At 69.9% G+C, this 24,574-nt stretch carries 21 protein-coding genes and 1 pseudogene; 4 read left to right on the forward strand and 18 right to left on the reverse strand.

Annotation, left to right across the window (positions count from 1 at the left end):
• Positions 1-2: 2 nt before the first annotated feature.
• From ACFRMN_RS19500 to ACFRMN_RS19530, 7 genes and pseudogenes are all read right to left on the reverse strand, one after another.
• Positions 3-941 carry an SRPBCC family protein gene (locus tag ACFRMN_RS19500; RefSeq protein WP_383020979.1) on the reverse strand — a complete coding sequence of 313 codons (939 nt, stop codon included), beginning with the start codon at positions 939-941 and terminating at the stop codon, positions 3-5.
• Between the two features lie 6 nt (positions 942-947).
• Positions 948-1,553: a hypothetical protein gene (locus tag ACFRMN_RS19505; protein WP_383020982.1), complete on the reverse strand. Its 606-nt coding sequence runs from the start codon at positions 1,551-1,553 to the stop codon at positions 948-950.
• 568 nt (positions 1,554-2,121) lie between these two features.
• Positions 2,122-2,565: an Asp23/Gls24 family envelope stress response protein gene (locus ACFRMN_RS19510; protein ID WP_383020984.1), complete on the reverse strand. Its 444-nt coding sequence runs from the start codon at positions 2,563-2,565 to the stop codon at positions 2,122-2,124.
• A 68-nt stretch (positions 2,566-2,633) separates the two neighbouring features.
• Positions 2,634-2,948: a hypothetical protein gene (locus ACFRMN_RS19515; protein ID WP_383020986.1), complete on the reverse strand. Its 315-nt coding sequence runs from the start codon at positions 2,946-2,948 to the stop codon at positions 2,634-2,636.
• Positions 2,949-3,485: 537 nt separating this feature from the next.
• A pseudogene (locus ACFRMN_RS19520) lies at positions 3,486-4,030 on the reverse strand (NAD(P)/FAD-dependent oxidoreductase); the annotation flags it as partial.
• Positions 4,005-4,520 carry an SRPBCC family protein gene (locus tag ACFRMN_RS19525; protein ID WP_383020988.1) on the reverse strand — a complete coding sequence of 172 codons (516 nt, stop codon included), beginning with the start codon at positions 4,518-4,520 and terminating at the stop codon, positions 4,005-4,007. The gene ACFRMN_RS19525 and the pseudogene ACFRMN_RS19520, both read right to left, overlap by 26 nt.
• Positions 4,521-5,160: 640 nt before the next feature.
• Entirely contained in the window at positions 5,161-7,680 is a 2,520-nt protein-coding gene (locus ACFRMN_RS19530) for an SdrD B-like domain-containing protein (protein WP_383020991.1), read from the reverse strand.
• 265 nt (positions 7,681-7,945) lie between these two features.
• Here ACFRMN_RS19530 and ACFRMN_RS19535 point away from each other — a divergent pair, with 265 nt between their 5' ends.
• A complete protein-coding gene (locus tag ACFRMN_RS19535; protein WP_383021058.1) occupies positions 7,946-8,626 on the forward strand; it encodes a hypothetical protein in 681 nt (226 codons plus the stop codon).
• A gap of 7 nt (positions 8,627-8,633) precedes the next feature.
• On the opposite strand, the gene ACFRMN_RS19540 is transcribed toward ACFRMN_RS19535, so the two are convergent.
• Complete coding sequence (locus ACFRMN_RS19540) at positions 8,634-9,986, reverse strand: right-handed parallel beta-helix repeat-containing protein (RefSeq protein ID WP_383020994.1); 1,353 nt, start codon at positions 9,984-9,986, stop codon at positions 8,634-8,636.
• An 87-nt stretch (positions 9,987-10,073) separates the two neighbouring features.
• Between ACFRMN_RS19540 and ACFRMN_RS19545 the strand changes: the two genes are divergently transcribed.
• On the forward strand, positions 10,074-11,231 hold the full coding sequence (locus ACFRMN_RS19545; protein ID WP_383020997.1) for a Dyp-type peroxidase: 1,158 nt from the start codon (positions 10,074-10,076) through the stop codon (positions 11,229-11,231).
• Between the two features lie 257 nt (positions 11,232-11,488).
• The gene (gene uppS, locus ACFRMN_RS19550) at positions 11,489-13,108 is read left to right on the forward strand and encodes a polyprenyl diphosphate synthase (protein ID WP_383021000.1); all 1,620 of its coding nucleotides are present in this window, start codon (positions 11,489-11,491) and stop codon (positions 13,106-13,108) included.
• A 20-nt stretch (positions 13,109-13,128) separates the two neighbouring features.
• On the opposite strand, the gene ACFRMN_RS19555 is transcribed toward uppS, so the two are convergent.
• The 7 genes from ACFRMN_RS19555 to ACFRMN_RS19585 form a co-directional block, all read right to left on the reverse strand.
• The gene (locus tag ACFRMN_RS19555) at positions 13,129-13,773 is read right to left on the reverse strand and encodes a hypothetical protein (protein ID WP_383021004.1); all 645 of its coding nucleotides are present in this window, start codon (positions 13,771-13,773) and stop codon (positions 13,129-13,131) included.
• A gap of 227 nt (positions 13,774-14,000) precedes the next feature.
• Complete coding sequence (locus tag ACFRMN_RS19560) at positions 14,001-14,579, reverse strand: hypothetical protein (RefSeq protein ID WP_383021006.1); 579 nt, start codon at positions 14,577-14,579, stop codon at positions 14,001-14,003.
• Positions 14,576-15,751 carry an ROK family glucokinase gene (locus tag ACFRMN_RS19565; RefSeq protein ID WP_383021009.1) on the reverse strand — a complete coding sequence of 392 codons (1,176 nt, stop codon included), beginning with the start codon at positions 15,749-15,751 and terminating at the stop codon, positions 14,576-14,578. The genes ACFRMN_RS19560 and ACFRMN_RS19565 overlap by 4 nt, the downstream gene beginning before the upstream one ends.
• A 234-nt stretch (positions 15,752-15,985) precedes the next feature.
• Positions 15,986-16,885, reverse strand: coding sequence for an ATP-binding cassette domain-containing protein (locus ACFRMN_RS19570; RefSeq protein ID WP_383021012.1), 900 nt, complete (start codon positions 16,883-16,885; stop codon positions 15,986-15,988).
• Positions 16,882-17,949, reverse strand: coding sequence for an ABC transporter permease (locus tag ACFRMN_RS19575; protein ID WP_383021014.1), 1,068 nt, complete (start codon positions 17,947-17,949; stop codon positions 16,882-16,884). Before ACFRMN_RS19575 ends, ACFRMN_RS19570 begins: the two co-directional genes overlap by 4 nt.
• On the reverse strand, positions 17,946-18,962 hold the full coding sequence (locus tag ACFRMN_RS19580; RefSeq protein WP_383021017.1) for a sugar ABC transporter substrate-binding protein: 1,017 nt from the start codon (positions 18,960-18,962) through the stop codon (positions 17,946-17,948). The genes ACFRMN_RS19575 and ACFRMN_RS19580 overlap by 4 nt, the downstream gene beginning before the upstream one ends.
• A 311-nt stretch (positions 18,963-19,273) precedes the next feature.
• Positions 19,274-20,077: a GntR family transcriptional regulator gene (locus ACFRMN_RS19585; RefSeq protein ID WP_383021020.1), complete on the reverse strand. Its 804-nt coding sequence runs from the start codon at positions 20,075-20,077 to the stop codon at positions 19,274-19,276.
• A 101-nt stretch (positions 20,078-20,178) separates the two neighbouring features.
• On the opposite strand from ACFRMN_RS19585, the gene ACFRMN_RS19590 reads away from it, so the two are divergent.
• Positions 20,179-21,189, forward strand: coding sequence for a Gfo/Idh/MocA family oxidoreductase (locus tag ACFRMN_RS19590; protein ID WP_383021022.1), 1,011 nt, complete (start codon positions 20,179-20,181; stop codon positions 21,187-21,189).
• An 18-nt stretch (positions 21,190-21,207) separates the two neighbouring features.
• Here ACFRMN_RS19590 and ACFRMN_RS19595 read toward each other — a convergent pair whose 3' ends face one another.
• The 3 genes from ACFRMN_RS19595 to ACFRMN_RS19605 are packed head-to-tail and all read right to left on the reverse strand — an operon-like array spanning position 21,208 to position 24,315.
• Positions 21,208-22,401 carry a cytochrome P450 gene (locus ACFRMN_RS19595; RefSeq protein ID WP_383021025.1) on the reverse strand — a complete coding sequence of 398 codons (1,194 nt, stop codon included), beginning with the start codon at positions 22,399-22,401 and terminating at the stop codon, positions 21,208-21,210.
• A gap of 4 nt (positions 22,402-22,405) precedes the next feature.
• Positions 22,406-23,095: a response regulator gene (locus ACFRMN_RS19600; RefSeq protein WP_383021028.1), complete on the reverse strand. Its 690-nt coding sequence runs from the start codon at positions 23,093-23,095 to the stop codon at positions 22,406-22,408.
• A complete protein-coding gene (locus ACFRMN_RS19605; RefSeq protein ID WP_383021030.1) occupies positions 23,092-24,315 on the reverse strand; it encodes a sensor histidine kinase in 1,224 nt (407 codons plus the stop codon). The genes ACFRMN_RS19600 and ACFRMN_RS19605 overlap by 4 nt, the downstream gene beginning before the upstream one ends.
• Between the last annotated feature and the right edge of the window lie 259 nt (positions 24,316-24,574).

Below are 24,574 nucleotides of genomic sequence, written 5' to 3' on the forward strand. Positions count from 1 at the left end.
GGCTATCCGCTCCTGGAACCGGCCTCTTCTTCTTCGCTCTCCTCCTCCTTTTCCTCGTCGTCGTAGTCCTCTTCGAGTTCGCCCTCCGGCTCTTCTTCCTCTTCCGCCGCTCGCTCCTCCTCTTCCTCTTCGAGGGCTTCTTCGTGACTGCGGACGACTTCGCCGTCGCGGATTTCACCGCGCCAGCCTTCGGCGTCTTCGTCGGTGAGCGTCACGTATCGCTGGAAGTGCTTCAGGTCCAGACGGAGCCGGCGTCCTTGGGCTCGCCAGATATTGCCCGTCTTCTCGAAGAAGCCGGAGGGGTAGTACTCGACCACCACGACGACGCGGGTCAGGTCCGGGGTCAGCTCGTGGAAACTCACGGCCCCGCGGGTGGTGCCCTTGGCGCCCTCGGAAGTCCAGACGATCCGCTCGTCCGGCACCTGCTCCTGCACCGTGGCCTTCCAACTCCGGCTGGAGGGGCCGACCTTGAGCTTCCAGTCCGATTCGATCTCGTCGGACATGTCGACGCCGCGAACTCCCTTGGTGAACGAACTGAAATCCTCGAACTGCGTCCACTGGTCGTACACGCTGCGCAGTGGCAGCCCGATGTCGATGACCTCGACGATATTGGTCACCTTCGTGTCTCCCGCTTTCCCCCCACCTCCGCCCAGGGCCTCCTTGACGCCGGAAACGACCTTGTCTTTGGCGCCCTTGAAGTTCTCGGCGAGAAAAGCCTTCACAGGCGACTCGCCGCCGAGTACACGTTTACCGATGGCCAGCATGCCCCCACCAGCGCCGGGCCCCGAGCCGTTCGGGGAACTGGCGAGATCTGTCAGCTTGCCGACGGCCGATCCCACCATCCGCTGGGCCCGCGCCCCGACGTAGTTGCCGAGCTCCGTGCGCAGTTCCTCAAGTGGGGAAGTGGCGTCGGCCTTCGGGCGTTCGTCCGTCTTCGTCATCCCGGCTCACCTCCGCCTACCGCGGCTGGCGACAGGCTTCCTCGCGGCCGTCCGGCCCGAAGCCTTGTCCTTCGCCGCCTTTCTGTCCGCTGCCTTCTTCTCCATGGCCTTCTTGGCGGGAGGATTCTTCGGCCCGGGCTTCCTGTCGGTGGGTTTCTCGGCCGACGCCGATCTCGACGGCCGGCGCCGCGAGCGCCGAGGGGGCTCTTCCGTGTCGTCCTCCTCCGCCTCGGCGGAGCGGTCTTCGGCTTCCTCGTCCTCCTCCGGTTCCTCCTCCGCGCCCTCCGGTTCCTCTTCCGCTTCGCTTTCCAGCAAGGAGCGCGTGCGCTGCTGGAGGGCTTCGGTGAGCGAGGTGACACGTCGGTTCGCCATTCCGGACAGAGCTGAACGTCCAGAATTCAGCAACTCGCCCCGAACCTGCTCGCCGAGCTGACCGAACTGGGGGCTTTCGGCGAGTTTCCTGACTCCCTGGCCGATCAGAGACAAGGGATCCAGACTCCGGCCCGCTACGGCGGACAGAAGAACGAGGGCGAGCTTCCCATTCTTTGTGCGTCCGACGACGTAACCCGCCGCGACGCCGGCGGCTAGAGTCGCCTTGGTGCTGGTGTCCATAGCATTTTCCCTCTGAAGAATGCAGCCTCTCCGGCCCAGGGCCCCTTTTCAAAGCCCCCGGGCCAGCATGGCGGCCCACATCTAGGAGAGCGCGCCTCGCACCACAAGCGCGACGAGCCTCATCGAATGATGCAGACCCCCCGCGTTTCCACCTTCCTCCTCCCAGCAAGGCAGTGCATCTTCAGACGCAAGTACCGGCCGTGGTCCTCGCTGTCGGATTCGCTGGTTCCGGTGATCTCAGTGAGGTAGACCAGGCGACGCTATCGAGCGTTGTCCAGATCTGTGGATCCACGCAGCACGGAGCCCCCGCCCACGAAGGCGGGGGCCATCAAATCTCAGAGGCGCGACAGATCGTCCGGTGTGATCAGCGACCAGAGGACCGTCGCCAGCTGATGGCCGAACTCGGCCTGGTCGCCCGCGTGGTGGACCACCGCAGGGGGCTGACCAGCCCGGGGAAGCGGCCCACTGCCCCGGATCATGTGAAGCGGACTTCCACAACGCCCATCGGCTACACAGCGTGTGCGATTTCAAGAGTCCGCTCGACCAGTCGCTGGTGTGTCGGCACGGCTCACTGTGCGCGTGCGGACTCCCGCGAACCGCCGTCGTCCCCGTCGCCGACGCCGGGTACGTGTACGTCGAGAACGCTCACATTGGCCTCCACGACTTCCCGCCCTGTCATTCTTTGCACGGCGTCGGTGACATTCACGCGAATGTTCTCGGCGGCTTCAGCGATCGGTGTCCCGTACTCGACGACGATGTCGAGGTCGATCGCCGCCTGCTTCTCGCCGACTTCGACCTTCACGCCCCTGGCGGGGTCGTCCGAGCGGCCGACCTTGTCGCGCATGGCACCGAGAGTCCTGGGCACACCTCCGCCCATCGCGTATACCCCGGGCGTCTCCCTGGCCGCTATACCGGCGATGGCTGATACGACCGAGTCAGCTATATCCGTCTTCCCCTTGACCGTGCCGTTTTTGCCGGTGGGTGGCGAGGTCACGGTCGGGCTTGTCTCCATGACGGGACTCCTTCGCTGTTCGAGTGAGAGTGAGAGTGAGAACGCGGCCTGATGGCCGCTTCCAATGGTCAGTTCCGAGAGTCCTTGCGGTCCTTGCGGTCCTGCGGCTCCTGAGGGTCCACCCCGGTGTGGGCGGAGGCGTCCCTGCTGCCACTGGGGCGCCGCGTGCGCCCCTTGGGACCGGTGTCGTGCATGCCTTCGCTCTTGGATTTCCTGGCCTGGTTCTCGCCGCGCCGGGTACGGCTCTCGACCGGTGTGCCCTCGGTCGACCGCTTCTTGTCCCCGGGGGAGGGCTCGCGGCTCGCGTCGGGTTCGGGGGCGTAGCGGTCCGGGTGGAAGGAGCGATGCGCGCTGGGGTTGTCCTGCTGGGATGTCTCGTCCACGTCCGGCGACCATCCGTGCTGATCGCGTCCCTTGAACCGGCTCGGACTTTCACCCTGCGGGGCGTGGCTGCGCTTCTTCGACATGAGAAGGCCCTTCCTGTCGAGCTCTCGCACGCCATGGACTTAACGGCGGCGCACACCTAATTGTACGCAAATCACCGATAAGGGGGCTTTCGGATCGCTCACCCAGGCGCCGATGGGGCCTTCTGGGCCTCTTCACTCCGGCCACGCTGGAGGTAACCACCACTCTGCCTCCCTTTTCCGACATTGACCACGTCGTAACGTGTGCGGCTTCATGGTGGGACATGGGACCGCAAGGACCTCCAGTCACCCTCGGCAAGGATCTGGACGCCCCGTCCGTTGCCAGAAGATCGCCAGGAACGAATGCCGGGCGTGAGTGATGCCTGCGGAACTCGCGGCTGGACTGCGGAACTGGCACGAGACTCGGCCTGCCGCCAAGTGCGTTCGGTGCTGCGGATGGTGGCCTGCGCGCGAGCCTGTCCGGCGTGCTTCCGGGAGAGGGCTGCCAATGCGGAGTCACGGGCCATGGGTCTCGCTACCACAGCCCCTGCGGGTAAGCGCGCACTGCGTCGTGGTGAGCATTCGGCCGGCGCCGTGGGCGCGGAGCGCGGCGCCGGCCGCGTTGGCACCGGGCGCGCCGTGCACCGCGCCGCCGGGGTGGGCGGACGCGGAGGCCAGATAGAGGCCACGCACCGGCGTCTCGGGGCGGCCGATCCCGGGGACCGGCCGGAACACCGCCTGCTGGTGGAGAGCGGTCGTACCGCCGTTGACAGCTCCGTCGCGCAGATCGCAGTCAGCGGCCTGGAGCGTGGGCGGCGCGAGCACGCGGCGGGCCAGGATGCGATGCCGGAACCCGGACCGGCGGGCGAACGGGTCGCGTCGGACGTCGTCATCTGGCCGAGGAGTGCGAACGGCCGGTCGGGGATCCGGCCCATGGCGATCTGCGCCGCGAACCGCGTGAGGTCGTCCACCCCGTCGGCGAGATGTACGGTGCCGGCCGAGGCCGCCTCCGGAGCCGTCCAGGGCACGGGACCGTCAAGGGCCCAGTCGACCTTGAAGGTCTCCGGCCCCCGTGCTTCTCCCGTTCCGGGCGGACGCGGAAGTGCCGGGCGACGCGGGGCTGTCGCGTTCCACCGCCGTCGCCAGCCGTCCGAGCATGCCGCGGTGCCGGATTTGCAAAAAAGCGTCCAAGACGAGGTTGTGGGCCGCACCGGCGAAGCCGCGCAGAGGATGCTCGTCGACGATCACCAGCGTCTCGTCGCCCCAGGGCCGGATGTCGAAGGCGATGCGCGCCGTGCCGAGCGGCCCGCTGTGCGCCTCCAACTCCAGCCACCGCGGAGGCTCATGACGCCGCACGACTGTATGCCCCCGCAACTCCTTGGAGCCCAGCCGCATCGTGTACGTGAGGGAGGAGCCGACCTCGGGCCAGCAGCCCTCCCCGGGAAAGGAGCGTGCCGTGCCGACCACCCAGTCGGCATATCGCGCCGGGTCCGAGAGGACCCGCCAGACAGCGGCCGGTTCGCGGGCGATGAGCTGGTGCCGTACGGCCATGTGCCCTCCCTGGCGAATCGCTGTGAGCTGTGATGAGAGCGGATCCGAGCCCCGGAGAGTGTGTCGCTTCGGGACGGGTGCCGCCGTATGTCGATGAAAGCACCATACGGGCGGTTTGGCAGCCCTGGCTCGTGCACTACGCCGTTCGCACACGTCCGGTCCACGTTGTCCCGGCCACGCCGTCCGAACCGGCTGGTGTTCGATCTGGATCGGCGGGACGACGACCTCGGCGCCGCGAGCGAGGCCGCGCACTCGGCCCGTCCCGCGAGTGGCTGAACGCTCTTCTGCCTGTCCGGCGGATCCGAGCGCATACAGTCTGATGGGACGTCGGGACGCCCGACAGAGCAGCCGTCGGACCTGTGGGAATGGACCGCCATGGCGGATGCGCGATCGGGGACGGCAGAGAAGATTCACCCCGCCACCGGCGGTTTCAGCCATTCTCACGCGGACCGCTGCCGGGACCGGGCGCAGGAGGGTTCCCGGCGGGGCCTCGCCGTATCACCAGCTGTCACACGGCTATCGCGAACTGGGCGCCGGGGCGAACCTGGGCCCTGTCCCACGCTTGCCCCTCCGTCGCATGATGGAGCCGGTCATGCCGACGGGCCGGCGCATCGCACCGGCCCGTCGGGGGTTTCGGTTGTCAGCGGTGCCTGGGGCGCCGCTTACGGGAGACGAGGACGACCGCCGCACCCGCGCCGAGCAGCAGGGCGACGAGGGCGAGAACCTCTCCCAGGTTGGACGTACCGGTGTTGGCGAGGGAACCCGGTGGCCGGCCGGCCGGTGCCGGGGTGTTGGGTGCCGGGCCCGTCGGCGGCACCGTTGTCGGTGTCGAGGTCGGTGTCGGTGTCGGTGTCGGGGACGTGGATTCGGTCGGCGTGGGTGTCGGCGATGCCGCCTCCGGGATGTACACGCCGGCGTCGATCGTGTGATCAACCCCTCCTGGCATGGCCGGTGCGGTGACCGGGGCGTACCCATCGCACAGTCGGCCAGTGGTCGGCGGGGTCACATTGGAGTCATGTACCCGGTCGTCACCGACCCGTGGCAAGGTGAACCGCAGGTCGGTGGCGGGCGGCCGGCCCGGCACCTCGCTGGTGTCCGCGGTGCACACATCGAACCGCACGGTGTACTTGGCGCCCGGCGTCAGCTCGTACTCCGCGCCGACACCACCGAAGTAGTACTCGCCGGCGGCATCGGTCGTGGTCGTGGCGACCTTCTTGCCATCGGCGTCCAGCAGGTCGATCGTCGCACCCGGCAGCAGCACCTGCCCGGGGTCCTGGATGCCGTTGTGGTCGCCGTCGTACCACACCACGTTGCCGATCTGGATCGGTGCGTTCGCCGCGGCGTACGCGATGTCGCCGAGGCCACCGGCCTTGCCGAACCCGCCCTCGTTCTGGCCGACGAACTCGTACGCGTTGTTGACCGGGTCGTTGCCGGGGCCAAGGCCCGTGGCGACGTCGTAATAGCCGGTTCCGCTGGTGGCGACCCGTCCGGTCGGGTCCATCTGCGTACTGACGACCCACTGCTGCTGCGGGATGTACGCGACCGATCCCAGCGACGACTCCTGGTGCGGCCCTGGCTGGGTCGCGGAGCCGCCGTTCGGGAAGAAGTCACCCGGGAAGTACTCGACGACGCCGGGGGGCTGGACACCGTCAAGGGTGGGGTCCGTGGCGTGGTCGGCGCAGTTGCCGGTGCCTTCCCACTCGTACTCGCCGGTGGGCGTGACGCAGGCCATATTGATATCGCCGCCGGCCATGCCGCTCTGCGGGGTGTCGATGCCGGGCCTCGGGTCCAGCCCGCCCCAGCTCACGACGTCCATGAACCGGTCACGGAAGCCGAGGATCAGCGAGCCGTCACGGGCGAAGGCCAGACTGGCCAGCTCCGGCTGCGGATCCATGATCCAGCCGTTCACGGTGTGGTTGTTCCAGTCCGCCAGGTCGGTGTTCCACGGGTTCCAGTGGTTGACCTGGTCGTCGGAGTTGCCGGTGAGTACGGCTCCGCGCTCGAAGTCCAGCGGCTGGGACAGCACGGTGGTGAACTCGTCGCCGTCATAGGTGGCGACGACGGCCTTCAGGTCCGCGCGTTCCTGTGTGCTCTCCGCGCTGCACACACCTCCGACGTACAGGGTGTTGTTGTGGGTGGCGGCGCTGAACGGACGCCAGTCGTCCGCCGAGGCGCAGCCCGGGTCGGGGATCGGCACGGTCTCCTCGGGCGCCGAGGCCGTGGGCTTCGTCGCGTCGAAGCTGACCAGGCTGCGGGTGAGCAGGTTCACCGCGTACAGGGTCGAGCCGTCCTCCGACAGGGCCAGGCTGCCGATGCTCTCCTTGCCCGGTGCGTCGGTGAATCCGGCGTCCTTGATCAGGTTGTCGGTGTCGTGCTCCGTCTCGGTGGCGCCCGGCACCGTGGCGAACAGCTTCGGGTCACCGTCGCCGTCGGCCGGCACGGTGTAGATCGCGTTGCCGCCCTCCGGGCCGTACTCGGTGTACCGCCTGGCGAACGCCGCCTGGAAGATCTGCTCGCGGTGCTCGTCGTAGGCCAGCCCGTAGGTCGTGCCCACCTGGTCCTGGGTGTTGATCACCTCCGGGCATGCCTGCGGGTCCGGGCAGTTGCCGCGGGCGTCCGTCCCGAACGCCACCAGTGCCCGGGTCTCCGTACCGCTGGCGCCGCTCTGGATCGGCACGAAGTAGCGGGTGTCGGGCAGTGCGTAGTCGGCCGGGTCCCAGACCCCGGTGATCACCGAGTCGTCCTCGCCGTTCGAGACGTCCACGAACGTGGTGAAGCTGTCGAAGTGGTTCGGCGCGGTCGAGGCGGGCGCCGCCCGCAGATAGTCGTTGTACGGTGCCGGGACCGTGACATCGACCCGGTACCGGCCGCCGGTCAGCTCGTTCGACGGCGGCACGATGACCTTTCCGGTGGCATCCGTGACACCGGTGACGTGATGGCCGGCGGGGTCGGAGACATCGACCTTCATTCCCCGCTGCGGCACATCCATCGTCGAGTTGATCACGCCGGTGCCGAAGAAGTCCCGCAGTACCTGGACGGTCAGGGTGCCGTCGGAGGCCGAAGCGCCGGCCTGCCCGGCGCCGGTCAAGATCGCGCCCGCGCCGCCCCCCACCAGTAAGAGGCCGGACAGCCCTAACCGCACCACTCCACGTAATGGCATGGCATTCCTTTACCTCGTCCCACACTTTTGCCCACGCGGCAAATGCAGGGGCGAGCCTACAAGTTGACTGAACGTCATGTCCGGTAAACGCAGAGTTTGAGGGTGCCTCGGCGGAGACCTGTTACAGTCGCGCCGCGTGCGGAGCATCAGAACGCGGAGTATCAATAGCAAGCAGGGTCTCCTGGGGCGCGCGGCAGGGCGGTGCCGCCGGTGGCCGAGGTCGCGGTGGTTGGCAGCGGCCGTCATCGGCATCACGGCTGCCGCGATCACGGGCTTCGTTCTCCTCAGCAACAGCGGTGGCCCCACCGCCCCGAGGGCGTTGACCTCGGACGAGGTGAACCGGCTGGCCGTCACACGTTTCCTCAACTACCGGGCGGGAGGCCGGGCGGTGACGATCACCGTGCCGAACGCCACCGGCGGGCTGGTGATCACCGGATCCATCGATTACCGCACCCACACCGGTTACGGGGTGGTGCGCGGAACCGGGCGCGACACGTCCAGCGACGGGCTGATCCAGTGGACGGCCACCACCGTCCTCGTCCACCCCATGACAGATCCCCCGGCAGCCGCACCGGCGTCGCCGCCCGCGTCCGGTTGGCACAGCCGTCAGCTGCGGACATCCGGCATGTCCCTGGACACCGCGCTGGGCATCGCGCTCCGCCTCGGCAACGACCGGCCGGACAACGCCGCACTGCTGCCGCAGAACGGCGCCGCATGGGTCGGGCGGGACACGGTGCGCGGCCATCGGACGGACATCATGAACGGGCCGGACGCCGACACCAAGGCCAGTACGTCAGGGACCGTGCGCTACTGGATCGGTTCGGACGGCACCATGTACCGGGTTCAGGTCAGTATCGCCTCCGAACCGCAGCCGGCGGTCTTCGACTTCGACACCCGGACGTACGTCCCCGTCCAGCCGGTACCCGGAGTCACACCGGCGCCATAGCCGCCGCTCACGAGGTCCGCACCCGCGCACCGGCGGCGAGCAGCGACGCCGACGGCAGCGCGATGTCCGCGATGTCCGGCAGCGCCGGAACGTCCGGCACGACGGTGGCGCCTGTGGTGGTGGCACGCGGGAACTCCGGCTGCGGGCCCGGCGCGGCCACGTCGGTGAACGGGATGCCCGCGGGCGGCGTCGGACTCGCCCAGCTGCCGGAGGGCGTGGGTGACGTGGCGGGAACCGGGCAGGACGCGGTGTCCGCGAGCTTTGCGGGTACGGTCCTCCGAAGCGCGTTCCCTCGCAGGCAGTTGCCCTGTCCGCGGGTGGCGGTGGGGAACGTCCAGCCGACGTCGACGCCGTTGGCGGTGAAGGTGTTGTCCGTGATCCGGTTGCGGTCCGCCGTCAGGTCGGCGGTCGCGGTGATCATGAGCCCGGCGTTGGTGTTGCCGGTGATCCGGTTGCGGATGAACTGGTTGTCGCTGCCGCCGTCGACGCCGATACCGATGCCCCAGCCGCCGTCGGCCTGTTCGGGGGTCCGCGTCTGCTGGTTGTCCGCGATCAGGTTGCCGGCCACGACGGCGTCGCGCTGCGGGAGCAGTTTCTCCTGGTGGTCGGAGTTGGTGGTCAGTCCGACGCGGTTGCCGACCAGACGGTTACCGGCCACATACATGTCGCCGCCGGCGTTGGTGCCTTCGTAACCGACCGCGTTGAGTTCGGAGACGTTGTCCCGCACCACGATCCGACACGGCTTGCACTGGCCGACATAGATCCCCGAGTCCGCCCCGCCCGATGCGTAGGAGTGCTCGATGACGCCGTTCTGCGCGGAGAACGCGTAGATGCCGTACAGACCATTACGGGTCGCGGTCACATACGAGACCAGGAACGACTTCAGGAGGCTGACGGGTTCATCGCCGGTGTCGTAGCCGCCGCTCCCCGGCAGCCCGGCGACCGCCGCCGCCGAACCGGTGACCAGCACACCGTTCTGCGTGTTCTTCTGTACGGTCAGGTTCTCCACGGCGACCCCGGGCGCGGTGACGACCACCCCGTTCGGCCGCCGCAACTGCCCGTCGATGACCACCTTGTCGCGGGACTCGCCCCGCAGCGTGATGCGAGCCGTGTCGATCCTCACCGACTCGCGGTACACGCCCGGAGCCACCAGCACCAGGTCACCGGGCTGGGCCAGGGACACCGCGTCCGAGATCGTCGGGGCGTCGCCGGGCACACGGATCGTCACCCGCGCGCCCTCCGGCCGCCGGCCCTCGCCCGATCCGTCGTCGCCGCCACCGCCACCGCCACCACTGCAACCGGCCACCAGCGTCAGTGCGCCCAGTACCGCCGCCATCACGCGAAGAGCTGATCGAGACATGATCCCAGTCTGGCACGGCGGCGAATTCCCCGCCGCGATAGGGAAGTTGAACGGCGAACGCGAAGCGGGTGTGGCACTCTGCACATCATGCACCGCGCCGATCGCCACCCGTCACGCCGCGCGTTCCTCGATGCCACCGGCGCCACGGTGGCCGCCGGTCTCATCGCCGGGTGCTCAGCGGACTCCGCCCGGCCGGGCCCGCCCGCCCCTTCCGCGTCGGCCACGCCCACGCCCGTACCGGCGACGGGCCGGCATCAGGCGGGCATCACGCTTCCCCAGTCGGCCCAGCGCAACCTGCTGGCCGTGGTGGCCGACCTCGGCACCGACGTGGCGCCCGGCCCGTTACTGGCCGAACTCGGCGAGGCCATCAGCGCCCTCACCGCCGGGTCCGACCCGCGGCTGCTTGGCCTGTCCCCGGGTGACCTGACCGTGACCGTCGGCGTGGGTCCGCGGCTGGTACGGACGGTCGGTGCTTCACTGCCCGGCGCGGCCGACCTCCCGCCATTCTCCCGCGAGCGGATCGCCTCGCGGGAGCGCGGCGGTGATCTGCTGCTGCAGATCTGCGCCGACGACGCGCTGCTCGTACCGGTCGCCGCCGCCGCGCTCCTGGACCAGGCGGGCGACCGTATCCGCGAACGCTGGCGGCAGTCAGGACGCCGCGGTACGAACGTGTCCGTCGCCAAGGGCGTCACCGCACCGCGCAACCTGCTCGGTTTCATCGACGGCATCGTGGGCCCGCACACGACCGCCGAGCAAGAGCGTGACCTGTGGCTGGCCGGGCCCCCCGCGGTCGCCGGCGGCACCCTGGCCGTACTGCGGCGCATGGAACTCGACCTGACACGCTTCGCCGCCCTGTCCGTCGCCGAACAGGAGGCGGTCTTCGGGCGGCGCCGGGCCAGCGGCGTACCCCTCTCCGGCGGCACCGTCGCCTCGGCCCCGGAACTCGGCGCCAAGACGCCCGACGGCCGCTATCTCGTCCCCGTGGACGCCCATGTCCGCAGGGCGAACCCGACCGTGGTCGGCGTCGGCCTCATGCTCCGCCGTTCCTACAGCACCGACGAGCCCGCCCCCGGCCTGCTCTTCATCAGCTTCCAGAACGACCTGCGGACCTTCACGGCCACGCTCAGCCGCATGGACACCTCCGACGCCCTGCTGCCCTTCACCACCACGACCGCCAGCACGAGCTTCCTGATCCTCCCCGGCTTCGACCAACAACACCCGCTCGGTTCCGGCCTGTTCGGCTGACTCAGCCATGCCGGGATCCCCGTAAGCCCCGCCGGAGCATGCCGGCGGGGCTTCGTCGTCTCACGCGCTCTCGCACAGGTCTCACCGACTGTGACGAACTCGCGCGGGCATCGTACGAGCGGACCGACGGCCCCGCCGCGTCCGGACCGGCACCGGGCGGCCGACGTGTCGTTAGTGACGGTGGAGGCCCCGGCCATGGGCCGGTGACGAGGCGCCGCTGCCTGATACCGGCAGCGCGATCGAGGGGGAGGTACGGAATGTCGGGGAGCGAGGCGTCGTTCATCGATTCGCCCGAACTGCGCGCGTCCTACGAGGTGTGCGTGGCTGAGATCAGGCGGTTCCTGACGCCGATGTGGAAGGCGACCGAGGTGCTGCCCGCCGCGATCCGTCCCCACGTCCTGGCCGTGAACGGCTTCACGGTGCGCAGCGACCGCATCGCCGATGAGGGAGGTACGCGGCGGGTCCGCGAGGAACGGTTCGCCCGGTGGCGTTCCGAGACTCTGGAGGAGCTGCGCACCGGGCGCAGCGAGCATCCGCTGCGGCGGGCGTTCGTGGACACGGTGCGGCGGTGGGAGATCGACCACGCGCTGGTCGAGGAGTTCCTCGACACCATGCGGGCCGACTGCGTCTCCCCTCCGGTCTTCGAGACGTTCGCGGAGCAGCGGCGCTATCTGCGGGGAATCTCGGGGACCACCAACGAGATGTGGATGTCGCTGCTGGAGGTGACAGGGCCGCGGGCGTTGGACCTGGCCTCCGTACTGGGCGAGGTGTGCCAGCTGGTGGACACCTTCGAGGACCTGCCGGTCGACCTCGCGGCCGGCCGGTGTTATCTGCCGCGCGCCGACCTGCGGCAGCTGGGGCTGGCGGCCGGCGACCTGCGGCGCGGTGAACGGCGTGAGGTACTGGATGAGCTGGTGGACATCCAACTCGGGCGTTGGCGAGACCTGTTGGAGCAGGCGATGCCGGTGGGCGGGATGGTGAGTCCCGAAAACCAGCCGTTCCTGCATACGGTGCTTCTGGGCGCGTGGATGCAGTTCGACGAGGTCACGCTCCGGAAGTCCCGGGTCTTCGTCGACGGCATGGAACCACTCACGTCGACCGGTGCGGCGCGGCGCCGTCCGGCAAGGCCGGTGGTGGGTGTGATGCCGGGCCATGTCGGGGTGATCATGGACGGCAATCGGCGGTGGGCCACTCAGCGGACCCTGCCGGTCTCGCGGGGCCATCAGGCGGGCGCGCAGGCCGCGATGCGTCTGGTCAACGCCGCCCTGCGGCTCGGGGTCCGGCACCTGAGCATCTACGCGTTCTCCACGGAGAACTGGGACCGTTCCCAGGAGGAGCTGACCGCTCTGTTCGACACCATGGCCGACGGGATCGTCCGGGGCACCGAGTGGCTGCACGAACTGGGCGTGCGGGTGCGCTGGTGCGGACGGCGCGACCGCGTCGATCCGTCACTCGCCTCCGTCCTGACGCTGGTGGAGAGCCTGACATCGAACAACGATGTGCTGTCGCTGACCCTGTGCGTCGACTACGGCGGGCGGGACGAACTGACCGACGCCGCCCGCGCGCTGGCCGCCGAAGCGGTCGCGGGGACGATCCGGCCCGAGGACATCGGCCCCGCCGACCTGGCCCGGAACATGTACGTGCCCGGCCTTCCCGATATCGATCTGCTGATCCGCACCTCCGGCGAGCAGCGCATCAGCAACTTCCTGCCCTGGCACCTCGCCTACGCCGAGCTGATCTTCGACCCGACGCCCTGGCCCGACTTCGGCCTGGCACAGCTACGGGAGGCCCTTGCCACGTATGCCGATCGCGAGCGCCGCTTCGGAGGCACCCTTCCCCGTCCTGCCCTGCCGGTGGAGCCGGCCCCGGCTCCCTGAGCCGGAGCCGGCCCCCGGGATTACTTCTTCGGCGGGGTGTACACACCCTCCGCGGTCACATGCGCCAGCACCGTTTCCGCGGTGAACGCGGGCGTGCCGAAGGTGGCGGTGTACACCTCCAGCGCCTCGGGGGTGGGGTGCAGCGGCACCTTGTTGATCCGGACCTTCAGCGGCCGGCCCACCGGCACATCATCGGTGGTCAGCAGCCCCTCGGACACAGCACACCGGAAGACCGAGTGGTGCCCGACCTCGACGCCGTTGACCACGCATTTCCCCGACGCCAGCCCGTCCCTCAGGACGCCTTGCAGATTGACGACCCGGGCGTTTCCAGTCGGCGTGCGCACCGCGATCCCGCCGTCGAGGACACCGTCCCCCTCGGCCTTCGGCGGGCTCTTGAGCGAGGGATCGCCCTTACCCGACCGTACGGGGAACCGCACCGCCGAACCGCTGGAGTCCTTGACCAGCTCGGCCGGTGCCACGGCCTCGACCACCACTCCCAGCCGGTCCAGCTCCGCCTGGGCCCGCTCGGTCCACCGGACCTCGACCCAGCCTTCGGAAATCGTGCCCCACTTCTCGTCCGCGGCGGCGGACGCCGCCCCCGTGAACTGCGCCAGCAAAGGCGCGGCCAAGGCCGCACCCAGAACCGTTCGACGATTCGTACTCATCGGCGTGCCCACCATCCTTCCTCAGGACCGCGGTTGGCGACCCGGGGGAATCATCCGCCCGCCGGGATTGCCGGGCCGCGAAACCGGCGGGGTAACACCCGGAAGGGGGACGGACGGCGTCACCAGGTGTACCTGAATCACCAGCTGTCACTGAATTCGAACGTGAAGCGATTCGCGAGGTACGTGAAGCGACTCGGTGACCGCGGGCGACCGGACCCGGTCGGTCGTCACGGGGTTGTGGTGGAGACGACGTACACCCGGGGGAAGCCGGGTTCTGTCAGGTCGACCACCACGTCCTGGCTGGGCCGCGGCCCCTTCTGGTGGTGGCTGGTGCCCGCCCAGTCGTGGCCGGGGAGGTCGAAGTTCCAGCCGACGGTACGGCGGTCGCGCGGCGTGATCGTGATGGCGTCGTCCTTGAGCGCCGAGCGGCTGGTGCCCATCTCGGTCAGGAAGGTGTCGAGCCGTCCCGAGGTGACATCGAACTGGACGTACAGCCGGCTGGTCTTCCAGTTGCTCGTCTCGAAGTAGCGCACCCGGGTGGCGCCCAGCGGTATCGGCACCTCGAAGATGCGGCGCTTCATCTTGGAGGGGCGCAGCTCCTGGAGACCGGTGGCCGCGGACTCGGCCTCCTTGTTACGGCCGCTGTCGCGGCTCTGCCCGGCCGAGATGACCAGATAGCCCGCCGGGATGCCGATGAGCAGCACGATGACGACGGCCGTCAGCCAGCGGCGGCGGTTGCGGTGCCTGCGGTCCTCGGGCGGCTTGCCGCCCTCGTCGCGCACCGACACGGGGAGCTCCAGGGTCATGAGGGCGGCTCCTGGGTCGTACGGGGTTCCTGCGTCGGGCGGGCGGTGCGGATGACCTGGGCGTATCTCTCGTACCGCTCATGGCGCTCCACCCGGCGGCGGTTGGCGCGGCGGAAGCGCCGGGCCACCAGCCGGGCGAGATCGGCGGCGCCGACCATGCCCGCCTCGGGGCCGAGCTGCGCCTTGACGATCCGCGCCTCGGGGCGGTAGCCGCGGCCGGTGAGATGGCGGCGGAAGGCGTCGCGTGCGGGGCCGATCAGCAGATCGTCGGCGGCGCTGACCCCGCCGCCGATGACGAAGCAGGACGGGTCGAGCGCGGCGGCGAGATTGGCGATGCCGACACCGAGCCACTGGCCGATGTCCTGGAACAGCTCGACGCACATGGCGTCGCCCTCGCGGGCGAGTTCGGTGATCAGCGGTCCCGTGATGTCGTGGACGTTGCCCTTGACGCGGTCGATGATGTTGTACGCGACCGGGGAGTCGGCGGCGGCCAGCTCCCTGGCCTCCCGTACGAGGGCGTTGCCGGAGCTGTACTGCTCCCAGCAGCCCCGGTTGCCGCACGGGCAGCGGTGGCCGCCGGGCACGACCTGCATATGGCCGAATTCGCCGGCGACGCCGAACTTGCCGCGCTTGACCCGGCCGTCCTCCAGGATGGCACCGCCGATACCGGTACCGAGCGTGATCATGACGAGATGGTCCTCGCCGCGTCCGGCGCCGAAGCGCCACTCCGCCCAGGCCGCGGTGTTGGCGTCGTTGTCGACCATCACCGGCACGGCGAGCCGTGAGGAGATGGCGTCCCTGAGGGGTTCGTCGCGCCAGGCGAGATGCGGCGCGAAGAGCACCTTGGAGCGGTCGGCGTCGACCCAGCCGGCCGCGCCGATGCCCACGGCGTGTACATCGTGGCGGTCGGAGAGGTCGAGGACCAGCTCGACGATGGTGTCCTCGACGACCCGGGGGCTCTTGGACTTGTCCGGCGTCTCGGTCCTGAGCTTCTCCAGGATGTTGCCGTCGGGATCGACGACGCCGGCCATCACCTTCGTACCGCCGATGTCGATGCCGACGGTCGGGACCCGGGGGGCGGTGAGGAGGGAGCGGCGCTCACGGGTGCCGACGGTCCGCAGGACGGTGGCGCGGGCGGTGCCGCGGTGTGCGAAGTCGCGGTAGGTGCTCATCGGCCCGGCTCCCCGGCCTCGTCCGTCGGCGCGAGCGGCTCCGGTTCGCCGTTCCGGGTGAGTGGGCGGCTGCGTACGCGCACGAGTCGTGTCGTCCCTGCGGGGTCGGGGGCCGCCGGGCCCGGACGGGCGGCGGCGGCGGACGGTGTCCGCCGTGCCAGATTCTGCCATCCGTGGCGGGTTGGTTCGCTGTGCGGCCCGGCGGGGACCGTACGGTGACGCCCGCGCCCGGGGTCAGTCCTCGCTCGCCGGGCCGTCACCGGCGCGTCCGCCGGAGTGGCCGCCGAGACGGGCGGGCGCGGGGGCTCGCTCCAGTTCATGACTCAGCTCCTCCAGCTCGGAACCGCCCGCCATCTGCCGCGTCAGCTCATCGAGAGTGATCGAGTCCTTGGTGTGGCTGCCCGCCATCACGCCCCGCTTGAGCAGGACGAAGCGGTCACCGACCAGATACGCGTGGTGCGGGTTGTGGGTGATGAGCACCACTCCGAGTCCCGCGTCACGTGCGGCGGCCACGTACTTGAGCACCACCCCGGACTGCTTCACCCCGAGCGCCGCGGTCGGCTCGTCCAGGACGAGGACCTTCGCGCCGAAGTAGACGGCGCGGGCGATGGCCACACACTGGCGCTCACCGCCGGACAGCGTGCCGATCGGCTGGTCGACATCGCGCAGATCGATACCCATCCGCAGCAGCTCGGCGCGGGTGGTCTCGCGCATCAGGGCGACATCGAGCCGTTTGAAGGGGCCGCTGCCCCTGGTGGGCTCGGAGCCGAGGAAGAAGTTCCGCCAGACAGGCATCAGCGGTACGACGGCGAGGTCCTGGTAGACCGTGGCGATACCGCGGTCCAGGGCCTCGCGCGGGGAGGCGAGGGTGGTCTTCTCGCCCTCGATCAGGAGGTCGCCCGCGTCATGCCGGTGCAGCCCGGCGATGATCTTGATGAGGGTGGACTTGCCCGCGCCGTTGTCGCCCAGCACACAGCTGATCCCGCCCGCGTGGACCTCCAGCGAGACGCCTTCCAGCGCGCGGATATTGCCGTAGTACTTACTGACGTTGTCGAGTTCGACCAGCACGCCGCTCGGGGTGCCCGCCGTGGCGCCGCTCGCGGTCGTGTCGCCCGCCGTCGTATCGCCCGTCATCGTGTCGCCTCCGCACGCTTGCGCACCCACGCGTTGAGCAGGGTGGCCAGAAGGAGCATCGCTCCGAGGAAGAACTTGAACCAGTCCGGGTTCCACTCCGCGTAGACGATGCCCTTGCTGGTCATGCCGAAGATGAACGCGCCGACGGCGGAGCCGATCGCGGAGCCGTAGCCGCCGGTGATCAGACAGCCGCCGATGACGGCCGCGATGATGTAGATCAGTTCATTGCCGACGCCCTCGCCGGACTGGACGACATCGAACGAGAACAGCAGATGCTGGCCCGCGATCCAGGCGCAGAAGGCCACGCCCATGTACAGCGCGATCTTCGTCTTCAGGACCGGGACACCGACCGCGCGGGCGGCGTCGGCGTTGCCGCCCACCGCGAAGATCCAGTTGCCGAAGCGGGTACGCAGCAGGATCCAGGTGGCGAGGGCGACCAGCCCGGCCCACCACAGGATGGTGACCTTCAGCTCGACGCCGCCGACGGTGAGCTGGGAGGCGAAGAGCTTCCTGGCGGAGGGAAAGCCCTCCATGTCACCGATGCTCTTGGTCGAGACCGTGTCGCTGATCAGCTTCGTCAGCCCGAGATTGAGGCCGGTGAGCATCAGGAACGTGCCCAGCGTGATGATGAAGCTCGGCAGCTTCGTACGGGTCAGCATGACGCCGTTGAATACCCCGAAGGCCAGTGTGACCAGCAGCGACACCAGCACGCCGACCCACACGTTCGCGGTCATCTGGAAGCTGAACATCGACGAGATCAGCGCGGAGCTGGTCACCATCACACCGGCGGAGAGATCGAACTCGCCGCCGATCATCAGCAGCGCCACCGGGACGGCCATGATCCCGATCGTGGAGGCCGCGTACAGGACGGTGCCGAAGCTGGACAGCTGGAGGAACGAGTCCGCCACGAACGAGAAGAAGACGAAGACGGCGAGCGCGCCGACGACCGAGCCCAGCTCGGGCCGGCCGAGCAGCTTGCGCAGCGGGGAGGCGTGCAGCAGCCGCTCGTCGTCGCCCGCCGGCCGGCCGGGGCGGTCGTCGACCGGTGGGGCGGTCGTGGTCATCGGGTGCCCCGCTTCGTGTACGCGGCGAGCGCGCCGGCGTCCTTCTCCGTGATGATCTGCGGCCCGGTCAGTACGGGGCGTCCGCCGCCGAGGACATCGGCGTTGTACCGGTAGAGCCAGAGCAGGTCCACGGCCTCGTACCCCTGGAGGTAGGGCTGCTGGTCGACGGCGAAGCCGAGCGCGCCCGAGGTGAGCGAGGAGGCGACCTTGGCGTTGAGGTCGAAGGTGTCGATCTCGGCCTCGCTGCCCGCGGACTCCTTGGCCTTGACGGCGGTGTCAGCGAAGGGGGCGCCGAGGGTCACGACGGCGTCGATGCTCTTGTCGGTCTGGAGCTTGGCCTCGATGGACGCCTGGACGTCGGGCATGTTCGTACCGTCGACATAGAGGTTCTGGAGCTGCCCGTCGAAGGTCTTCTTCGCCCCGGCGCAGCGCTGCTCGTGGCCGACGTTGCCCTGCTCGTGGATGACACAGAGGGCCTTCTTCTTGCCGCGCTTGTCCAGCTCGTCGCCGACGGCCTCGCCCGCGATGGTCTCGTCCTGGCCGATATGGCTGAGCGCGCCGAAGGACGCGGACTCCGCCGCGCCGGAGTTGACGGTGATCACCGGTATACCGGCCTTGACCGCCTTCTCCACGACGGCCTTCATGGCGTCGGGCTTGGCGAGCGTGACGATCAGTCCGTCGACCTTCTTGTCGATGTAGGACTGCACGAGCTGGGCCTGCTCCTGGCCCTCGTCGCTGTTGGCGTAGAGGAACTTGATGTTGTCCTTGACGGCCGCCTGCTTGGCGCCGCTCTGGACGATGTCCCAGAAGGTGTCGCCGCTGCCCGAGTGGGTGACCATGGCCACGGTCCACTCGGGGGTGTCCACCGCGGCCCGCCCCTGGGCGGCCGCCCGCTGGGCCCGCTCCTCCGCGCGCTTGCCGCCGGTGCTGCTGCATCCCGCGAGTACCGAGGCCGCGAGTACCGCCGCCAGCACGGCGCTCGTCGCGCGTACCCCTGTCCGAACCCTTGCCACGACGCCGCGCCCTTCCTGCCGTACTCCTCGGTGCGGCCGGGGCCCATTCGGTCCCGGCGCCGCCCAAGTATCGGTCATGCCCGCTCGGCGGCCGGTCAGCGGGTACCGGGGCGGGTGCGCTCCAGGGTGAGCCGGGCCCGCTTCCCGCCCTCCGTTTCCGGTGGTTCGCGTCCTGCGAGGGGTTCGCGCCATGGATCCGCCTTCTCTCCCGGGCCGCCCCGTTGCGGCTGGGGGAGTTCTAGCCGGGCCCGTACGGACGCGTCAATACTTTGTCCGTACATTCTTACGAAGAGACGGGGGCACCCCGGCCGTTACGGACGCACCAGCAGCTGGAACTCGAAGGAGTAGCGCGAGGCGCGGTAGATGTGCGAGCCGAACTCCACGGCCCGTCCGGTGTCGTCGAACGTGGTCCGCTCCATCGTGAGCAGCGGGGCCCCAGTAGGTTCGGTGAGCCGTTCGGCCTCCTCGGCGGTGGCGGCCCGCGCCCCGACCGTCTGCCGGGCGCTGTGCAGGGTGATCCCGGCGGAGCGCATCATCCGGTAGAGACCGGTCGTCTCCAGACGCGCGGTGTCGCACTCGAACAGCCCGATCGGCAGATGGTTGCGCAGATACGCCATCGGCTCGTCGTGCGCGTACCGCAGCCGTTCCACGAGCCGCACCTCCGCGCCCTCGGCCACCCCGAGCGCGGCGGCGACCTCGGCCGTGGCCGGCTCGACGGTGTTGCGCAGCACGCGGGTGGCCGGGCGCTGGCCGGCCGCCTCCAGATCGTCGTAGAGGCTGCTCAGCTCCAGCGGGCGCTTGACCTGGCTGTGTACGACCTGGGTGCCGACGCCCCGGCGGCGCACCAGCAGACCCTTGTCGACCAGGGACTGGATGGCCTGCCGGACGGTGGGCCGGGACAGCCCGAGCCGGCCCGCCAGCTCGATCTCATTGCCGAGCAGGCTGCCCGGCGCCAGTCCGCCCCGCTCGATGGCCGCCTCCAGCTGCTGCGCGAGCTGGAAGTAGAGCGGGACCGGGCTGGTGCGGTCGACGCTGAGCTGGAGCGGTGTGGCGCGATCCGTCTCCGATCCGGGCGTCTCCTGTCCGGGTTGGGCTGATCTCGGCTGCTGGGGCACGGGGCGAGCGTAACCGCACGGCATGTTGACGGGAAGTCGGTACGTTCGATTGTCAGGACAAATGCTTGACATCGTGAGCGTCCTGCGGCCACCTTGGGGCCATGCGCATCGGACTCATCGGCACCGGCCGTATCGGCACCTTTCACGCGGACGTGCTCAGCCGCCATCGCGACGTCGGCTCGCTGGTGGTCGCGGACACCGACTCGGCCCGCGCGGCACAGGTCGCCGAACGTACGGGATCGACCGCCGCCCCCTCCGTCGACGAGATCTTCTCCCGGGGCGTGGACGCCCTGGTGATCGCCTCCGCCACCTCCTCCCACGCCGATCTGATCAGCCGTGCCGCACGGGCCGGGCTCCCCGCCTTCTGCGAGAAGCCGATCGCCCTGGACCTGCCGGGGACGCTGGGCGCGCTGCGCGAGGTGGAGTCGGCGGGCACGGTGCTCCAACTGGGCTTCATGCGCCGCTTCGACGCCGGGTACGGCGCGGCGCGCGAGATCGTACGGTCGGGCCGGCTCGGCCGGCTGCACACCGTACGGGCGATCACTTCCGACCCGGCGCCGCCGCCCGCCGCGTATCTGCCGCTCTCCGGCGGCCTGTACCGCGACTGTCTGGTGCATGACTTCGACATCATGCGCTGGGTGACCGGACGCGAGGTGGTGGAGGTCTACGCGACGGGTTCGGACGCGGGGCCCGCCATGTTCCGCGAGGCCGGCGATGTGGACACCGCCGCCGCGGTCCTCACCCTGGACGACGGGACACTCGCGACCGCCACGGCCACCCGCTGCAACGGCGCGGGCTATGACGTACGGATGGAACTGGCGGGCGAGCTGGACCAGTTCGCGGTCGGACTCGACGACCGTACGCCGATCACCTCGACCGAACCGAAGAGCCCGCCGCCCCCCGACAACCCGTGGCCGGGCTTCCTGGAGCGGTTCGCCCCGGCGTACGAGGCCGAGCTGGACGCCTTCCTCCAGGTCGTCACCGGTGAGCTGGACAATCCGTGCGACGGCCGGGAGGCGCTGCACGCGCTGCGGATCGCGGAGGCGTGCGAGCGGTCCCGGCGCGAGCGACGTCCGGTACGGCTGTCGGAGCTCCCCGGCCACGAGGGCTGAGCGGGGAGCCGCCTGTCGCTACCAGCGCACCGGCAGCCCGCGGACCCCGCGGATCAGCAGTCCGGGCAGCCACTCGTACGGGCCCGCCGCCGGGTCGAACGCCAGGTCCGGGCAGCGCTCCAGCAGCGTACGGATGGCGATCCTGCCCTCCAGCCTGGCGAGCGGCGCGCCCAGGCAGAAGTGGATGCCATGGCCGAAGGCGAGATGGCCGGAACCGCGGCCGGGGGTGGTGGAGCGGCGGATGTCGAAGGTGTCGGGATCGGGGAAGCGGGCCGGGTCGCGGTCCGCGGAGGCCAGGGAGATCAGCACCGTCTCGCGGGCCGGTATCACCGTGTCGCCATAGGTGACCGGCTCGGTGGAGAACCGTACGGTGCTGGTCTCCACCGGCCCCTCGAACCGCAGCGTCTCCTCGATCGCGCCATCGAGCAGGCCGAAGTCGGCCCGCAGAGCGGCCAGTTGACCAGGGTTGCCGAGCAGGGTGCGCACCGCGTTCGCGATCAGATTGACCGTCGTCTCATGACCGGCGATCAGCAGGACATAGGCCCAGGCGCGCAGTTCGGCCGCGGACAGCCGGTCGCCGTCCTCCGCACTGGTGCGCAGCAGGGTGGAGAGCAGATCGTCGCGGGGCGCCGAGGCGCGCTTGTCCTCGATGAGCGCGTCGAGATACGCGCAGAGTTCGATGGTCTTGTCGCGCTGGCCGGTGGGTGTGGTCGGTGCGACGATCTCGTTCGTCCAGGCCCGGAAGGTGTCACGGTCCGCCTGCGGCACACCGAGCAGTTCGGAGATGACGGTGATGGGCAGCGGAAAGGCCAGTGCGTCGACCAGATCGCCCTGTCCGGCCGGGACCATGGCGTCCAGCAGGTCATCGGTGATCTGCTGGACGCGCGGGCGCAGCTTCTCCACCCGGCGCGGGGTGAACTCGGGGGCGACCAGCTTTCGCAGCCGGGTGTGGTCCGGCGGGTCGAGGGTCAGTACGTGGGGGCCCATGATCGCCTCGTCGGTCGACTCGTACCCCATGACGGACAGCGACTTCGCCAGCCGCGGATCGGCCAGGGCGAGGCGCCCCTCCTCGTAACCGACGACCAGCCAGAAGCGGCTGCCGTCCGGCATCCGTATCTCGTGGACGGGACCGGTCTCGCGCATCTTCTCGTAGTACGGATAGGGATCGACGTTGAAGTCCGGTCCGTAATCTGCCAGTTCGATAGCCGCCATGGGATCAGCGTACGTCGCCGTTCCGGGCACCGTCCTCCTCCATGGCCGGATCGGCGTCATGCACCAACAGGGCGATCTGGACACGGTTGTTGAGGCCGAGTTTGGCCAGGATGCGGGAGACATGGGCCTTGACGGTGGGGACGCTCATATAGAGCCCGGCGGCGATCTCGGCGTTGGACTGGCCCCGGCCCACGGCGAGCGCGACCTCCCGCTCACGCTCGGCGAGGGAGCCGAGCCGGCCCGCCGCGGTGTTCCTCCGGGAACCGGCGGGCGCCTCCGCCACATGGGTCATGAGCTGGCGGGTAACGGCCGGTGAGAGCACCGGATCCCCGGCCGCCACGCGCCGTACGGCGGTGACGATCTCGACCGGCGGGGTGTCCTTGAGGATGAACCCGGCCGCCCCGGCGCGCAGCGCCCGCAGCACCTGTTCATCCGCGTGGAAGGTGGTCAGGACCAGCACCTCCGGGGCGCCCCGGCGGCGGCGCAGCGTCTCCGTGGCCGTCAGACCGTCCACCCCGGGCATCCGGATGTCCATCAGCACCACATCGGGCGCGGTCCGTTCGATCAGCGCCGGGACCTCGGCGCCGTCGGCGGCCTCCCCGACGATCTCGATGTCGTCGGCGCCGCCGAGCATGAAGGTCAAACCCGTGCGGACAAGGGGGTCGTCGTCGACGATGATCAGCCGGATACTCATGAGGCCCACGGTAGCCAAGCACGGACGGCGAATCCGCCGTCGCCGGTGGCTCCGTGCTCGAACCGGCCGCCGGCCAGCAGCGCGCGCTCGGTCAGCCCGATCAGCCCCTGGCCGGAACCGGGCACCCTGGGGACCTCGGCCGGCGGCGCGGCGTTGCGCACCTCGACGGTGAGACCGTCCCCCGGTCCCCCGGTCACCTCGACGGTGGCCTCGGTGCCCGGCGCGTGTTTACGGGCGTTGGTCAGACCTTCCTGGGCGATGCGGTAGGCGGTACGGCCCGTGGCGGCCGGCACCGCCGACGGGTCGTCGATCCGGCTGTCCAGGGACACCTTCATCCCGGCCTCACGCGATTCGGCGACCAGCGCGTCCAGGGTGGCCAAGGTGGGCTGCGGCCGGTCGCCCTCGTCACCGGGCGCCCGCAGCACCCCGATGATCATGCGCAGATCCTGGAGCGCGTCGTGCGCGCTGTCCCGGATCACCCCGGCGGCCCTCGCCACCTCGGGCGCCGGCGCGTCCGGCCGGTACTCCAGAGCGCCCGCGTGGACGCTGAGCAGCGTCAGCCGGTGCGCGAGCACATCGTGCATCTCGCGCGCGATGGCCTCCCTGGCGAGCCGCTGCGCCTGCTCGGCCCGCAGCTCGGCCTCGGCCTCCGCGCGCGTCGCCCGCTCGCGCAGCGCGACGACCAGCTGGCGCCTGGCCCGGACGAGCATGCCCCAGCCGGTGACCATCAGGGCCAGCACGACGGTCGCGACGATCCCGGTCGTCAGGGACGTCTCCGGATCGGGCCGGATCCACGCCTGTAGGCACCCGGCCACCAGGGACAGCCCACCGACGGCCGCGACAACCCGGAACGGCCGGTGCACGGCCACGCAGAAGAGCGCCACGACGGCGGCCCCGCCGCTGACGGGCGCCACCACGTTGACCACGGCGAGCACGAGCGCGAGCCCCACGGGCCAGCGTCGCCGCGTCCACAGCGCACAGCAGGCCAGCACGCCCACGATCATGTCGGCGAAGACGATGTTGTCCGGGTTACCGGCCTTCTCGCCGGCCTCCAGGGCGATCAGCCCGATGGTGGCGGCGAAGACGAACATCAGGGTGTCGATGATCCAGTCCCGCACGGTCCGCCGCGGCCGGGCCCTGCCGCGGTCACCGGGCAGCTCGGGGCCCCGTGGGTCGATCATCTCCGAGGGGAGCAGCCAGGGGTAGTCCGTGCGTGTCATATCAACCAATTTACGCAGCCGGAACGGGGCCGCCCGCGTCGGCGAGCAGGAAAGCTACCAAAGTCACGACGCCGTGAACGTTGGTCAAGCAGGAGGGCGAATGGCCGGGACCCCCGAGCCGCACCCGCCCCCAAACCCCGAGCCGGGCGGCGAATGGCCGGGACCCCCGACGGGAGGGGGCCGGGGTCGGAGGAGGTGCGTGTCCGGACGTAAAGCGTCGCAGCACGCGCGAAGCGCGGTGAGGAAAGCAGTCCGGACA

It is taken from the genome of Streptomyces sp. NPDC056835 (genome assembly GCF_042789485.1).
Taxonomy (GTDB): Bacteria; Actinomycetota; Actinomycetes; order Streptomycetales; family Streptomycetaceae; genus Streptomyces.

What these genes read in the sequence shown, in the direction of transcription:
- ACFRMN_RS19500 (WP_383020979.1), bottom strand. Translation starts at nt 941, where the DNA reads ATGACGAAGACGGACGAACGCCCGAAGGCCGACGCCACTTCCCCACTT.
- ACFRMN_RS19505 (WP_383020982.1), bottom strand. Translation starts at nt 1,553, where the DNA reads ATGGACACCAGCACCAAGGCGACTCTAGCCGCCGGCGTCGCGGCGGGT.
- ACFRMN_RS19510 (WP_383020984.1), bottom strand. Translation starts at nt 2,565, where the DNA reads ATGGAGACAAGCCCGACCGTGACCTCGCCACCCACCGGCAAAAACGGC.
- ACFRMN_RS19525 (WP_383020988.1), bottom strand. Translation starts at nt 4,520, where the DNA reads ATGGCCGTACGGCACCAGCTCATCGCCCGCGAACCGGCCGCTGTCTGG.
- ACFRMN_RS19530 (WP_383020991.1), bottom strand. Translation starts at nt 7,680, where the DNA reads ATGCCATTACGTGGAGTGGTGCGGTTAGGGCTGTCCGGCCTCTTACTG.
- ACFRMN_RS19540 (WP_383020994.1), bottom strand. Translation starts at nt 9,986, where the DNA reads ATGTCTCGATCAGCTCTTCGCGTGATGGCGGCGGTACTGGGCGCACTG.
- ACFRMN_RS19545 (WP_383020997.1), top strand. Translation starts at nt 10,074, where the DNA reads ATGCACCGCGCCGATCGCCACCCGTCACGCCGCGCGTTCCTCGATGCC.
- uppS (WP_383021000.1), top strand. Translation starts at nt 11,489, where the DNA reads ATGTCGGGGAGCGAGGCGTCGTTCATCGATTCGCCCGAACTGCGCGCG.
- ACFRMN_RS19555 (WP_383021004.1), bottom strand. Translation starts at nt 13,773, where the DNA reads ATGAGTACGAATCGTCGAACGGTTCTGGGTGCGGCCTTGGCCGCGCCT.
- ACFRMN_RS19560 (WP_383021006.1), bottom strand. Translation starts at nt 14,579, where the DNA reads ATGACCCTGGAGCTCCCCGTGTCGGTGCGCGACGAGGGCGGCAAGCCG.
- ACFRMN_RS19565 (WP_383021009.1), bottom strand. Translation starts at nt 15,751, where the DNA reads ATGAGCACCTACCGCGACTTCGCACACCGCGGCACCGCCCGCGCCACC.
- ACFRMN_RS19570 (WP_383021012.1), bottom strand. Translation starts at nt 16,885, where the DNA reads ATGACGGGCGATACGACGGCGGGCGACACGACCGCGAGCGGCGCCACG.
- ACFRMN_RS19575 (WP_383021014.1), bottom strand. Translation starts at nt 17,949, where the DNA reads ATGACCACGACCGCCCCACCGGTCGACGACCGCCCCGGCCGGCCGGCG.
- ACFRMN_RS19590 (WP_383021022.1), top strand. Translation starts at nt 20,179, where the DNA reads ATGCGCATCGGACTCATCGGCACCGGCCGTATCGGCACCTTTCACGCG.
- ACFRMN_RS19595 (WP_383021025.1), bottom strand. Translation starts at nt 22,401, where the DNA reads ATGGCGGCTATCGAACTGGCAGATTACGGACCGGACTTCAACGTCGAT.
- ACFRMN_RS19600 (WP_383021028.1), bottom strand. Translation starts at nt 23,095, where the DNA reads ATGAGTATCCGGCTGATCATCGTCGACGACGACCCCCTTGTCCGCACG.
- ACFRMN_RS19605 (WP_383021030.1), bottom strand. Translation starts at nt 24,315, where the DNA reads ATGACACGCACGGACTACCCCTGGCTGCTCCCCTCGGAGATGATCGAC.